We start from the raw sequence: 14,141 nt of genomic DNA on the forward strand, positions 1-14,141 counted from the left end.
CTATGACAGGCCGCGCTTGCTCTGACTGGTTCGCACATTCATTGTTGAATGACGAACCTATCTCGGAGCAAGTATGGAAGCTGCTTGTCCCTCAACTCCTTCGACTACGACGATTGAAGCGGTGTGATAGCGCATTGGTTCGTGGCGCGGTAGAGCGACTGCTTGCAGCGCGTGCCGCGACCCAGGGGGACACATCATGCTGATGCGCCGTAAACCCCTTAATCCCGGCAAGGGCTTCAAGTCTCGCAGCGGCTGGGCTGGCGCTGGGCTCCGTGACGAACAGGACGAGGGCCACTACTGCGAGCCGGGGCAGGCTGGCAGCCGTGAGCAGCGCCTTGCCGAGCGCGCTGCCCGTCAGATCGAGAGCGCCCTTGCTACGGCCAACCTGGTGCCTGAGAACGTCACCATGGCCCCTGGTGCTGGCACGACGGGCATCGTGGTTCCGAAAGAGCACGCCATCGAAAGCGAGCCCTATCGCCGGCTGGTGGCCGAGCTGCCTTGCTTTTGGTGCGGCATCAGCGGCTATAGCCAGCATGCCCACCTGAACTACGGCAAGGGCCTGGGCCTCAAGACCGACGACCGCACAGGCTTCCCGCTGTGCTGCAGCCGCCCCGGCATTGAAGGCTGCCATGTGGCCTATGACCAGTATCGACTGCTGGAGAGCGGAGGGCGAGAGGCCCACCGTGAGTACGGCATCGAGGCTGGCCGATTTACCCGCGAACAGATCCTGAAGGCCGGCCTGTGGCCCAAGAAGCTGCCCCTGTGGGCCTAAGAAGTTTAAGAACCCGACACCCTGGAGCATCAATGAATTCCACACAAGCAAAGCAAACCTCTGGAACATCGACACACCGCGCCCGTGATGGGGGCGTGGACCTGGGAACCACGGAGGAAACGCCGACGCTCATGCTGGTGTTTGAGGCAATCAGGCAGATTCACGATGCGGGCGGAGAGCCGACGCGCGAGCGCATTGTGGCGATGACCGGACTAAAGCCCACCACGGTGGACGACCGCATCAAAGTGCTGCGAGGCGAGGGCATGATCAGCCCCCAGAAGCAGTGCTACCGTCCGCTGCACCAGCACGTGGCCGCACAGGCGGTGTCGTGCACAGTCATGCCCAACGGGGTCTACAAGATCGAAAAGGGCGATGAGGTGATGACGCTGGTGCCAGCCGAGGCGCGCCAACTGGCCCCGATGCTGGCCGGTAAGGCGCTTGAGGCCTCTGCATTGGAGCGCGTGCAGGAGATGGAAACCCGCATGGTGGAGATGGCGCAGCAGCTTCGGGATGTGCAACGTAGATACAGGGGGCTGAAGGAGGCTCACGCAGAGAGCTCGGCACAGAGCAAGCTGGAGTTTACGCAGTAGAAAGCCTGCCATTTAAGCAGTGGGGAACACATTTGTACAGTGGTCTTCTTCGTCGAAATGATTGACCAATTTTAGATTGATCCTGATATTGACAAGCTATAAGTCTGATGGTCATGATGAGTTCGTTAATAAGACTGCATTCTGTGCCGACCTGATAGGAGGCTGTATGAATCTTGTCCGAATAGGAATAGTCATAACGTTCTGCATGTGCAGCCTATTTGCGGTGGGCTGCGCAGGGGGGCGACCAACAGGATATTTTCAAGAAGAAAATTCCATCACGACAAGAGGTGGGCTGGGTGAAAATGGTGTATTTCACGATGCTCTTTACGGCCCTGAGTCCATAGCGTTGAATTTTCCCGGTTACCTGATTGGATTTGATAAGGGAAGACATCATGCGGTCGGTAAAGATGCCAAATTTCCTGTAGATAATAAAAATGACCAATCTGGTTTGAGAAAAGTAAAGTTTAGGATGATTCATGACCCTAAGACCCATTATATTTCTCATGTTATGAAATATGAGGGGAACTTTTATGGTGTCGGTAACTGCGTAATTTATACAATGTACTCGCAATGGGGCGGAGATATTGGTAACAATGCCGGTGAAGCACCGGCGAAGCACTGTCTTAATCAAGATGCAGCAACTGGCAATAGCGTAACCGCCCAACGTGACTCTGAGCTGGCATTAAAAGCACTTTCAGCAGAGCTCAACCGAGCAATAAAGCTCAGAGCTGAAAATGGAAAGCCGTATACCCACATAATTGTGGTATCCATGGGGTGGAATACGCCACAAGTTGAAGCTGTACAGAACTTCAATGCTATTGCGTCCCATATTTATGCTGCTGCAGTAGCCGACCAATCACGGTACGAGCCCCTGTTCATTGGTGTGACTTGGCCCAGTATTTGGACGTCTGAATGGTTGGATCCGCTGATTCGTGCCGCCAGTTACACAGCGAAAGCTCACGATGCAGATGAAGTCGGTGCAATCTGGCTTGCTGATGTGTTAGATGTAGTTAGAACTGTTGCTCCATCCGATGTGACTTTGGTGGCGTTAGGGCATTCGTTTGGCGCGAGGGCAATGTTCTCCGCTGTGTGTGGTGACAGTGTTTGGGATGGGCCGAGACCTCCACGTAAGTGGGATGTTCTGATTGGGTGGGAAGGGGCATTTTCGATCAGAAGGCTGACCACTGATGGTGCGGGTGATGGTTTTGCTTACAAAGAAGGGTGTCTTGATCGTGCGCACACTGTTTTACTGACTTCCAGCATCCATGACAGCGCAGTAACTACAGCATTTTGGTCAGATATGGCAGGATCACATAAGCAGTGGAATGCCGTATGCAAAGATCAAGGGGACGCTTCTATTTCATTGGCTGGTCCTCCAACGACTGGTAATCCGACGAACTGCATTGAAGCCGATAAAATTACTTATTCGTCAGTTGGACGTATTCCAATAGAAAAAGGGAAGATTAATTATCTCGATGCATCGAATATTGTTTTCTTCTCTCATCCTAATACTGGTGGTGGTGCCCACAGTGATATTTACCGCCGCATTCATGGAAGCATAAATTGGCGTGCCATGCGGTAGACGCGCCTGCAAATCTGCTTTTTGTGTGTAGTTTATTGTGGACCTTAGGGCTGACAGCTTGCCTAAGTATTTCTTGAGGCCCCACTAGGGTTCGCCGTTCTGTTTGGGGACCTGCAGTATTGGATGCATGGCATCCCAAGAGGCAGTATCCAAACCCAAAACAAGTACCCAGTCCACCCCCAGCACAAGGGGGGCGGGCAGAGCCGCGCCTGCGGATTGGGAGCGCATCGAGCTTGACTACCGTGCCGGCATAAAAACGCTGCGTCAGATCGCAGATGAGAACGGCATTACGCACGGTGCTATCAATAAGAGAGCGAAGCGCGATGGATGGGAGCGCGACCTGTCCGAGAAAATCCAGCGCAAGGCGGATGCGCTGGTATCCAAAGCGGCGGTATCCAGCGAGGTATCCAAGGAAACCAGAGCTGCGGAGCGGGCCGTAGTCGATGCCAATGCGCAGGCCATTGCCGATGTGCGCCTGGCCCACCGTCGTGACATTCACCGCGCCCGGCGCATCACCAATGCGCTGCTGGACGAGTTGGAGCAGCAGGCGGATGCCGACACCGTAGCCCTGCTGGAGCAGTTGGGCGAGAACATGCGCAACCCGGATGAGAACGGGATTGACCGCCTCAACGACCTGTACCACAAGGTCATCAGCCTGCCCGAGCGCTCCAAGACCATGAAGACGCTCTCTGAGAGCCTGCGCATGCTGGTGGACATGGAGCGCACGGCCTTTGGCATGGATGACAAGGAAAAGGACGAGCCTGCACCTGGTGCCGCTGGCTATGTGCCTCCGGCCATTCAGATCGTGCATGTGAAAGCGCCGGTGCACGAGCCCGATGAGGACGAGCAGGAATGAAGCTGGCTCCTGTCCCCTCTACTGCGCAAGGCATGCCCGAGGTGCCGGTGCTGGCCATCCCTGAGAAGCTGGCCGGCATCTGGGAGCCGAAGCGCTACAAGGTCATGCATGGCGGGCGCGGCGGCGGCAAGTCGTGGACCGTGGCTGCCGTGCTGCTGGTGATGGCGGCCAGCCGGCCCCTGCGCGTGCTGTGCACCCGGGAGATTCAGAAGTCCATCAAGCAGTCGGTGCACCAGTTGCTCAAGGATGTGATCACGCGGCTGAACCTGCACGCCTTCTTTGAGGTGCTGGAAACCGAGGTGCGCGGCATCAATGGCTCGCTGTTTCTGTTTTCAGGCTTGCAGAGCCACACCGTGGACTCCATCAAGTCCTTTGAGGGCTGCGACATCGTTTGGGTGGAAGAAGCCCATGGCGTGAGCAAGAAGTCCTGGGACACCCTGATTCCGACGATTCGCAAAGAGGGCAGCGAGATATGGCTGACCCTCAACCCGGACATGGAGACGGATGAAACCTACCAGCGCTTCATCGCCACGCCTAGCCCCGATACCTGGGTGGTGGAGATCAACTGGCGCGACAACCCCTGGTTTCCGCGCGTGCTGGATGAGGAGCGGCGCAAGGCCAAGCGCACCATGCTGGCCGACGACTACGCCCATATCTGGGAGGGCAAGGCGCGGCGCGTGGCGGCCGGCGCGATCTACCGCCATGAGATGGAGTCTGTGTATCTGGACAACCGGGCGCGCGACGTTCCCTATGACCCGACGCTGCCGGTGCACACGGTCTGGGATCTGGGCTGGAACGATGCAATGAGCATCGCACTGGTGCAGCGCGGCCCCCAGGATGTGCGAATCATCGGCCACATCGAGGACAGCCATCGCACGCTGGATTGGTATGTGGCCAAGCTGGAGAAGCTGCCGTATCGCTGGGGCACGGACTATTTGCCGCATGACGGCAAGACCAAGAATTTTCAGACCGGCAAGAGCACGGAGCAGCTGCTGCGAGAGCTGGGGCGGCGCTCGGTCATGGTGCAGCCGCGTGCCACGGATGTGGAAGAGGGCATCAAGCAGGTCCGCATGCTGATGCCGCGTTGCTACTTCGACGCGACCAAGACCGCGCGACTGCTGGAGTGCCTGAAGCGCTACCAGCGGCGCATTCATGCCGTCACCAATGAGCCCATGGAGCCGCTGCACGACGAATTCAGCCATGGCGCGGACTGCATGCGCTATGTGGCGCTGTGGGTGCCGCAGATGCCAGGCATTCCCAGTGCCAACGATGACTATCAGGAAGCCGATGCGCCCGACTGGCGCTAGTGAGAGCCAACATGCAATACATCAAGCCCCCTCAAAACGCGGATCTGGGCCAGCCCATGACCGTGCTGGAATACGCCAAGATCGTGCAGGAGTGCATTGACCAGCCACCCTGGCGCGCGGCAGCGGACAAGGAGGCCGACTATGCAGACGGCAACCAGCTGAGTACCGAACTGCTCAAGCGTCTGCAGGCCACCGGTGTGCCGCCGGCCAAGGAGAACGTGATTGGCCCGGCCATCGCGGCGATCTGCGGGTTTGAGGCCAAGACGCGCACAGACTGGCGCGTGACTCCGGACGGCGACCCCACGGGCAAGGATGTGGCGGACGCACTGAACTACCGGCTCAACCAGGCCGAGCGCTTTTCCAAGGCGGACGCGGCCATGAGCGAGGCGTTCAAGCCGCAGGCGGCCGTGGGCCTGGGCTGGGTCGAGGTGGCGCGCAGCAGCAACCCTCTGGAGTACAAGACCCGCTGCCACTATATCCACCGCAATGAAATCCATTGGGATATGCGCGCCTCTGAGAAGGATCTGTCCGATGCGCGCTGGCTGCTGCGCGAGCGCTTCATCAGCAAGGAGCGCACCGCGCGCGCCTTTGAGGACAAGGCAGCGCTGATCATGCAGGCGCAAACCGTCAGCGGCCTGGGTGGCTACGGCGACTATGTGACCGAGGGCGGCGTATCGACGGGGCTGCTCTCGGCTGCCGACGCCAATCGTGCCTGGACCACACGCGAGCAGGCCTGGTACCGCCATGAGTCGGATGAGGTATGCCTGGGTGAGCTCTGGTACCGGCGCTGGGTGAACGTAGTGCTGCTAAAGATGCGCGGCGGCCGCGTGGTCGAGTTTGATGCGGCAAATCCTGCTCACCAGGCTGCCGTGGCTGGCGGCCAAGGCAAGCTGGAGCGCGCGACCGTGGCACGCATGCGCCGCTCGTACTGGATGGGCCCGCACATGCTGCATGACAGCGCCAGCCCTTATCCGCACCCGCATTTCCCATATGTGCCGTTCTGGGGTTACCGTGAGGACATGACGCGCGTACCGTTCGGCCTGGTGCGCGACATGATCTTTCCGCAGGACAACCTCAATAGTTCCATTGCCAAGCTACGCTGGGGCATGGCCAGCACCCGGACCGAGCGCACCAAGGGAGCCGTGGCGATGACGGACGATCAATTCCGGCGCCAGATTGCCCGCCCGGATGCGGACATCGTGCTGGACCCCCAGGCCATGGCCCAGCAAGGCGCTCGGTTTGAGGTCAAGCGCGACTTTCAGCTCAACAACCAGCAACTGCAGATGATGGCCGACAGCCGCGCGGCGCTCCAGCGGGTCGGCTCCATCACCGCGGCTTTCCAGGGGCAGAAGGGCAACGCGACCAGCGGCGTGCAGGAGCAGACCCAGGTGGAGCAGTCGCAGATCAGCATTGCCGACCTGATGGATAACTTCAAGGAAGGGCGCGCCATGGTGGGCGAGTTGATCCTGGCGCTGGAGATCGAGGACCTGGGCGAGGAACGCGAGGTGATCGTGATCGAGGGCGACACTATCAACCCGCCGCGCACCGTAGTGCTCAATGAGACTGTGGAAGAGGGCGGTCTGCGCTATCTATCCAATGATGTGCAGCGCACGCGGCTCAAGGTGGCCTTGTCGGATGTTCCGTCTTCCTCCAGCTTCCGCGCCCAGCAGCTCGCGGCCCTGTCCGAAGCGGTCAAGGCCCTACCGCCGCAAATGCAGCAGGTGGTGATGCCGTTCATGCTGGATCTCATGGACCTGCCGCGCAAGGAAGAAATCATCAAGGTGATCAAGGAAGCGAACCAGCAGACCGACCCCGAGCAGCTGCGCAAGCAGATCGAGCAGGAGCTGCAACGCGACCTCAAGGAGCGAGAGCTGGACCTGCGCGAGCGCGAAGTGGCAGCGCGTGAGAAGCTGATGGCTGCGCAGCAGGTGCAAGTGGGTGTGCAAGCCTCGTACAGCGCCATGCAGGGCGGTGCCCAGGTGGCTCAGATGCCCATGATCGCGCCCATTGCGGACGAGATCATGAAGGGAGCCGGCTACCAGGCGCCCAACCCTGGCGGCGATGACCCGAATTTCCCCACGGCAGACAAAACAGCGGCCATGAACATCAAGAGCCCCTATATCCAGGGGCAAGGGCCGGAGGGCGCAGCTACATCCGGTGCTGCTGCCGAAGCTGGCGCGGCGCCAGAGGTGCGGGAGAACACCAGCCCGGCCTATCCGCCTGTACCGCAGGAGGCTAGTACCGGGATGCAGGGAATCGAGACTCCGCGCACTGGCGACAACCTGGCTTAGCGGCTGTACCCCACTAGAGTTAGACCGGGCCGCGAAGCCCGGAGACACTTCATTCCATCGAAGCGCGAAAGCGAAGAGATACAGCCCACTCGTGATGAGTCGGCCCATTCCCACCGCTGGAGAGTGTGATGGTCAGGGCTTCGGCCCTGGCCTGATCCTCGAATCGGTGTGCCCCACCAACAGGCCCAGCCGGATAGCTGGGAACGGAGCACAGCAGAGTGAACGAAGCTCAAAAACTCTTGGCAGCAGCCTTTGCAGGCGAATTGGATCTGGATGCGGATGCTTCCGGGTCTTCTGGCGTTTCTGCACCTGAAGGCTCGGCCACCTCGGCTAATTCCGAGAGCACCCAAGCAGCGACCGCGGCAGCCGCTGGCGCAGAAGCCGCCACAACTGCCACCACCGCAGGCACTGCAGCAGCCGCATCGGCTCAGGAAGAGCACGAAGGCGCGCCCATTGCCAGCAAGTCCGGTGGCTACACCATCCCCTATGAAAAGCTGACAGAGGCACGCACCGCGCGCGATTCGGCCATTGCCGAAGCCGCACAGCTGCGCGCTCAACTGGAGCAGGTGACGGCCGCACAGGCTGCCAATCTGCAGCAAGCCCAGGCCGAAGCCCAAGCTCGTGCGGATGCAGGGAAGGCTCCGACCCAGGCAGACCAGAACCTGGCAGCTGCCAAGAGCCTGGTGGAGGGTGGCGCTGACGCCTCTCTGTTCGGGAGCTTTTCCGAAGAAGACATTGCCGCTGGCATCAACAAGCTGGTTGCCGATCAAGTCGCCGCGCGAGTGGAGGCTGCATTGGCGCCCCAGCGCGAGGCGCAGGCCCGTGAGCAGGCCGTGTCAGCAGAGCAAGCGCATACCCAGAAGATTCTGGATGCGCACAAGGATGCTTTTGAAGTCGCTGAATCCAAGGAGTTCGCCAGCTGGAAGTCTGGCCAGCCCGGATACATGCAAGCCGCCATTGATCGCACCCTGCAAGCGGGTACCGCCCAGGACGTGATTGACCTGCTGGGCCAGTTCAAGCAGGTCCATGCGGCAGCAGCAGGCGCGGCGACTGGCGACCCCACTGCAGCAGCCGTGGCAAAGGCTTTGGCCGATGCCAAGACTGCGCCTCCCGTGAGCCTGTCGAGTCTGCCCGGAGCGGCACCCGCAGGCACCGAGGCAGAACGCGCAGCCGCGCTGGCCAGCGATCCGGTTGCTCTGTTGGAGTACATGAGCAGCCTGCCCCGCGACCGCCAGACCAGTCTGATGAATAGCGTGGTGTAGCCGTCAGGCGCGCCACAAACCATTTCCCGGGCCATCTCGTGATGAGAGCGCCCTTGTCCCATAGCAGGAGGACTTGATATGTCCAAGACCAGTGTAGGCGCAGGTTCGTCCAATGCGCAGTTCGTACAAGCTGCAGGACTGTTCGCGCAGTCCATGCAGCGCAACTCCAAGCTCAACCAGATGGTGGGCACCATGCCCAAGGGCGAGGGCTCGGCAGCTGCAACGCTGCGCAAGCAGACCACCAACGATATGCCCATCGTGCGTACCGTTGACCTGTCGCGCGGCAAGGGCGACGAGGTGGAGTTCCACTTTGTGCAGCCTGTGGGTGCGTATCCCATCATGGGTGCCCGCATGGCCGAGGGCAAGGGCACGGGCGTGTCGCTGGACAAGGCCCGTGTGCGTGTCAACCAGGCGCGCTTCCCCGTGGATGTGGGTGACACCATGACCGACCTGCGCTCGCCCGTCGAGTTTCGCAAGATCGGCCGCCCCATCGCCCAAGGCCTGATGGACCGTTACCAAGACCAGGGCTCGCTGATGCACCTGGCTGGCGCGCGCGGCTTCCACAACAACATCGAGTGGGCCATCCCCACCGAAGATCATGCGGACTTTGAAGCCATCGCGGTCAACCCAGTGCTGGCTCCCACCAAGAACCGCCACTACATTGCCGATGGCGATGCGATTCGCGGCTTCAGCGTTAATGCGGGCGAGCTGGACATTCAGTCCTCTGACGCGCTGACGATGACCATTGTGGATGCGTGCCGCACGCTGGTGGAGTCCATCGCGCTGCCGCCTCCTGCAATCCGTTTGCCCGGCGACCAGGCCGCCGACGACTCCCCGCTGCGTATGCTGATGGTGAGCCCCGCTCAATATCACCAGTTCTCGCAGGACAAAGATTTCCGCCAGTTCCAGGCCAACGCGCTGACCCGCGCCAGCCAGGCCGAGCGTCATCCTCTGTTCCTGGGCGAAGTGGGCCTGTGGAACGGCATTCTGATCTGCAAGCAGCCGCGCCCCATCCGCTTCTATGCCGGCGACACCATCAAGTACTGCGCCAGTCACACCAGCGATCAGGAGAGCTCCTGCATCGTGCCGGCCAGCTTCGGCACGACCCACGCCGTGGATCGTGCGTTGCTGCTGGGCGGCCAGGCCCTGGCCCAGGCGTTTGCTTCCAGCCGTCACGGTGGTATGCCCTTCTTCTGGAAAGAGAAGGAATTCGACCACGACGACAAGATGGAGCTGCTGATTGGCGCCATCCAGGGCACGTCCAAGGTGCGCTGGGCCGTGGACCAAGGCAACGGCACCAAGCATTACACCGATCACGGTGTGATCGCCCTCGATACCGCCGTGCCCATCATCGGCGCGCGCCAGTAATCCAGTCCGATCGGGCGCGGCCAAGGCGCGGCGCCTGATCTGTCTGGACCCGTGTTCCCTCTCGATTCGGTCTAGGAGCCAATCATGTCTATCGTGACGACCCAACAGAAGCACGGCAATCAGCTGGGCTCTACCCCCTGGGGCAATCTCAATGCCCTGCATTTCATTCTCAAGACCGGCGCCAACGGCGGCGCGCTGGACGCTGACTCCAATGCGCCTCTGGCCGTGGGTGACAAGGTGCGACTGGGCATCATCCCTGCCGGCTCCACGCTGGTGGACTCTGACGCCATTGTCTCCACCGGGCTGACCGCATCCGTCAAGGGTGATCTGGGCTTTGAGTACGTGGACGGCGTGGACAGCGCCAAAGTGCCCCAGGACGCAGCCTATTTTGGTGACGACCTGGATCTGGCCGCCGCTGCGCGCCTGCGCAATACATCCACCAAGGCGCCCGTGACTCTGCCCAAGGACGCCTATCTGGTGCTGACCACCTCGAGCGCGGCCAACGCCAAGGCGGCCCGCGTCGATGTGGTGCTGCAGGTCATCTCCACCGGCGCCCTGTAAAGAGCGCTCCCAGGATGCGGGCCTGCCTTTGGGTAGCGCCCGCATTCGTCCATCTGAACACTCTCCAGCATCATGAACTTTGTACGCATTACCTATACCGGCCGCAAAATTTACCGCGACCGCGCCACCGGCCATATCTGGCAGCCCGAGGAGGAGCGCCTGGTGAGCGAGGCCATCGCCAAGCCGCTGCTCAAGTTTGTGGAGTTCAAGCGCACGGCTTCCCTCAAGCCGGCGGAGGAGCCGCCGCAGCAACTGGGCCAGGCGCAAACCGGCACCGAAGGCACGGAGCAAGGCGCGCTACTGACTACAGAGCAGGGCAGCAACCAGGCCAACACGCAAAAGCCCGAGCTCACCGAGCAAGAGATTGCAGCGCTGGAGCAGCAGGCTCTGGACGACAAGGCCAAGGAAGTGGACGACCAGCGCGAGGCCATGCTGATCACTGTGCAGGGTATGAACAAAGCAGCGCTGACCGAGTACGCCCAGAAGTACGACCACGCCTTTGATCCCAAGACCAAGGTGGACGATATGCGTATCACGGTCAACGGCCTGATTCACCAGTTCGGGGTGCGCTGACATGACCCTTGAGGAACTGATCGCCTCTTTCCGCGAGGACTCCACCGACAAGCTGGAGCCCTACCTGTGGGAAGACGAGACCGTAACACGCTGGCTCAATGAAGCCCAGGACGAGGCAGCCGTGCGCGGCCGCCTGCTGCTCGATGACAGCACACCGGCGGTGACCACCATTGCCGTGAGCGCGGGTCAGGCCTCGTATCAGCTCCATGCCAAAGTTTATGAAATCGCGCATCTGCACTGGCAGCCAAGCGCGGCAGGCCATCGAGCCAAGCCGGTGGAGCTGGTGACGCGGGAGTGGCTGGACCGTCATCACCCGGATTGGCGCGTGTGCTTGGACAGCGATGCGATGTACGCCATCCAGACCGAGGGCGCGCTGCGCCTGGTGCCCACACCGCGCGAGGCTGGGGTGCTGACGCTGGAGGCCTATCGCCTGCCGCTCAAGCCATTGGCCAACGATCCGGACAAACCGGAGATCCATGCGGCCAGCCATCCCTATCTGGTGTATTGGGCACTGCACCGGGCTTTCAGTCAGCCCGATAGCGATGGGTTCGACCCACAGCGCGCGGCCACGGCCGAGGCGGCCTTTACGGGCTACTTCGGCGCGAGGCCCGACGCTGATCTGCGCCGAGCCACTCGGCACGATGTTCCCCAGGTCAATGCGACCTACATTTTTTAAGGTGCCGCATGTTCGGACTGTCCAAACCCATCCCCAAAGACAAGGGCGCGAAGCTGGCACAGGCCCAGAACCAGGCACCCGACAGCATTCCTGGCATGTTCAAGCCGGGTGAATTCGTGCTGCCACCTGATACTGTGCATGCCATGGGCGGTAAGCAGGCACTTCAAGGTGTGGTGGATGCCACGCATACACCAGTGGCTGCATATGGCCTGAATGCCCCGCGCGCCAGCGGCCCGCTATCCAAGGCCGCGCCAAAGCTGGGGCTCAAGCCCGAAGTGTTCTTTGCCAATGGCGGCGCGCCAGAGGACCAGCTGCGACAGCCCGGCCTGGGCTTGACGCCAAGCGCCTCCCCAAGCCCGAGCAATACTTTCCCTGGCAACCGTCTGCCGGGCAACAGCGGTTTCAGCAGCGCGCCACCCAGCGCGCCCGCGGCCAGTCCCACACCAGCGCCAGCTGGCATGACGGACGGTCAGCGCGCTGATGCTTTGGCCCAGATCCCAACTGGTGGCCCCAAGGCACCTGCCGCTGATGGCTCGCAGGACTCCTGGAGCAATACGGAGGCGGGGCGCAACGTAGGCAACGCCGTGGCTGCCTTGCCAGGGCTGGGTGGAGTAGGGCGTGTTGCAGCGACCGGCGGCGCGATCAGTCGCGGCCTCAACGCTGCATCCACCGCAGTGAACAACGCCGGCCGCGCGGTCAATGCTGCTCCTGCCATTGCTGCAGGACTCTATGGCGGAGCTTCGCCGGCCGCGGCTGCATCGCTGGCTGCTTCTCCACCCGCCACATTCTCTGCCGGCGCCGGCCGGGGTACATCCAATCCTGCTCTTGTGAGCCCGAACGCATCGACTCCTCAAGCAGGTTCAACGGCGGACGCTCCGAGCAACCAGCTGATGGACGGCGTGTACAGCCATGGGCGCGGCCAGTACAGCGACCAAGCAGGCGGCATGGGCTTCCCGGCCGGATTCACGGGCAAGCCCAATGCGCGGAACATGGCTGCCGCTGACAATCTGGCGGCCTCTAATGCTGCAACTGCTGTTGGTAGTCAACCCGAAGATGGCGGGTTTGGGCTCCGTGCTCCCGCAGTTGCGCACAGCGGTAACGACTGGGCTGCGCGCCAGCGGCTCAAGAATCTGGAGACTTCGGCCAGCTCCATCATGAACACCCAACGCTGGGGCGGAAAAGGCGCGGCCCACAACCCGGCAGCACAGAACTTCTTGGACGCAAGTCGCGCCGACCTGGCCGCCCAGGGCAAGGTGCCCGATATGCAGCTGCGCACCAATGAAGTCAATGCCAGCATGCAGCGCGCAGCCATGGCCGAGGCCGGGGCTGATCGCAGAGCTCAAGGGCAGATCGGTCTGGGGCTGGGTCAGTTGGCCCTAGGTGCCCAGCGCAACCAACTCGATGCCCAGCGCATCAACAACGACGAGCGCCTGCGCGCGCCTCAGATCCGGGCGGCCGAGCGTATGGGGCAGATGCAAGAGGATCTGCTGAATGCCCAGACTCCGGAAGAGCAAGCTGCGATTGCGGCTCGGATTCGCGCCTACTCAGGCAAGAATGAGGGGCGCTGGAAGGCCGTCGCGCTGCAAGGTGGCACGGATGCTCAGGGCAACAAGACTGAGAGCATTCTGGGTGCTGTCAATGAACTTGACGGCGAAATGAAGCGGATGGACAGCTCTAGGAAGCCACCTGCTGTGGATAGCCCAGAGGTGCAGGCCATCAGAAACAACACGGCGCTGACAATCGAGCAGCGCCGCGAAGAACTCAGAAAGCTGGGTTTTAACTAGCGCGCAGGTTGATAGGCGGGGGCGTCTTTCAGAATCTCGTCTATCTGACTGCCCTGCTGCGGTTGTGCTGAAGGAGTGCGTTGAGTGTTAACTGCTGCAGGGATTGAGGCTTGATAGGACGCTTTTGAAGTGCTCGGCTTGCTAGACCACTGTCCAATCAGTAAAAGGCCAAGGAGCACCCAAGCGAGCATAAAGAAGCTGTTGGGCCAAGCGCGTTTGGCGCGCTCCGACATAACCACTGCGTAAATTCCATAGACAACAAGCGCCAGAACAAACGGGGCAGCCCAAGTGACTAGCCACATACCGATAGGTTGTGAGTCGTAGTAAATCAGTGGATTTGCCAGCGCCACAATCACCATGCCGATCAAGTGCCGAGCAAAGATGACAGGCGTGGGTGAAGTCTGTGCGGTCGTTGTTGCTGTCTGCATGCTTTCCTCCATTAAGGAACTGTAGCAGAGCAGGTTTTTGGAACATGCCCCCGCTAGGGTTCGACGTAAGGGCTGGGGTGAGGTGTCATTG

At 61.0% G+C, this 14,141-nt stretch carries 13 protein-coding genes; 12 read left to right on the forward strand and 1 reads right to left on the reverse strand.

Translation table 11 applies throughout. The features are described from left to right. Positions 1-196 precede the first annotated feature (196 nt). From EIC84_RS00820 to EIC84_RS00875, 12 genes are all read left to right on the forward strand, one after another. The gene (locus tag EIC84_RS00820) at positions 197-772 is read left to right on the forward strand and encodes a hypothetical protein (protein WP_003066334.1); all 576 of its coding nucleotides are present in this window, start codon (positions 197-199) and stop codon (positions 770-772) included. Positions 773-804: 32 nt separating this feature from the next. Beyond that, positions 805-1,362, forward strand: coding sequence for a hypothetical protein (locus EIC84_RS00825; RefSeq protein ID WP_131361332.1), 558 nt, complete (start codon positions 805-807; stop codon positions 1,360-1,362). Positions 1,363-1,528: 166 nt separating this feature from the next. Beyond that, the gene (locus tag EIC84_RS00830) at positions 1,529-2,944 is read left to right on the forward strand and encodes a hypothetical protein (protein ID WP_131361334.1); all 1,416 of its coding nucleotides are present in this window, start codon (positions 1,529-1,531) and stop codon (positions 2,942-2,944) included. A gap of 127 nt (positions 2,945-3,071) precedes the next feature. After that, entirely contained in the window at positions 3,072-3,800 is a 729-nt protein-coding gene (locus EIC84_RS00835; RefSeq protein ID WP_003066340.1) for a hypothetical protein, read from the forward strand. Next, entirely contained in the window at positions 3,797-5,107 is a 1,311-nt protein-coding gene (locus EIC84_RS00840) for a PBSX family phage terminase large subunit (protein WP_003066342.1), read from the forward strand. Before EIC84_RS00835 ends, EIC84_RS00840 begins: the two co-directional genes overlap by 4 nt. An 11-nt stretch (positions 5,108-5,118) precedes the next feature. Further along, positions 5,119-7,398 (forward strand): hypothetical protein, encoded by a 2,280-nt coding sequence (locus tag EIC84_RS00845; protein WP_003066344.1) that lies wholly within the window; start codon positions 5,119-5,121, stop codon positions 7,396-7,398. A gap of 218 nt (positions 7,399-7,616) precedes the next feature. Then, entirely contained in the window at positions 7,617-8,660 is a 1,044-nt protein-coding gene (locus EIC84_RS00850) for a hypothetical protein (RefSeq protein ID WP_050788972.1), read from the forward strand. 78 nt (positions 8,661-8,738) lie between these two features. Then, positions 8,739-10,028 carry a DUF4043 family protein gene (locus tag EIC84_RS00855; protein WP_003066348.1) on the forward strand — a complete coding sequence of 430 codons (1,290 nt, stop codon included), beginning with the start codon at positions 8,739-8,741 and terminating at the stop codon, positions 10,026-10,028. A gap of 84 nt (positions 10,029-10,112) precedes the next feature. Then, positions 10,113-10,589, forward strand: coding sequence for a hypothetical protein (locus EIC84_RS00860; RefSeq protein WP_003066350.1), 477 nt, complete (start codon positions 10,113-10,115; stop codon positions 10,587-10,589). A gap of 72 nt (positions 10,590-10,661) precedes the next feature. Next, on the forward strand, positions 10,662-11,162 hold the full coding sequence (locus EIC84_RS00865) for a hypothetical protein (RefSeq protein WP_003066352.1): 501 nt from the start codon (positions 10,662-10,664) through the stop codon (positions 11,160-11,162). Between the two features lies 1 nt (position 11,163). Further along, positions 11,164-11,838 (forward strand): DUF6682 family protein, encoded by a 675-nt coding sequence (locus tag EIC84_RS00870; RefSeq protein ID WP_003066355.1) that lies wholly within the window; start codon positions 11,164-11,166, stop codon positions 11,836-11,838. 8 nt (positions 11,839-11,846) lie between these two features. Further along, positions 11,847-13,622 (forward strand): hypothetical protein, encoded by a 1,776-nt coding sequence (locus EIC84_RS00875; protein WP_003066356.1) that lies wholly within the window; start codon positions 11,847-11,849, stop codon positions 13,620-13,622. On the opposite strand, the gene EIC84_RS00880 is transcribed toward EIC84_RS00875, so the two are convergent. Beyond that, positions 13,619-14,050 (reverse strand): hypothetical protein, encoded by a 432-nt coding sequence (locus EIC84_RS00880; RefSeq protein ID WP_003066358.1) that lies wholly within the window; start codon positions 14,048-14,050, stop codon positions 13,619-13,621. The genes EIC84_RS00875 and EIC84_RS00880 overlap by 4 nt on opposite strands. Positions 14,051-14,141: the final 91 nt, after the last annotated feature.

The sequence above is a fragment of the Comamonas sp. A23 genome (assembly GCF_004522605.1).
Lineage (GTDB): Bacteria > Pseudomonadota > Gammaproteobacteria > Burkholderiales > Burkholderiaceae_C > Comamonas > Comamonas thiooxydans.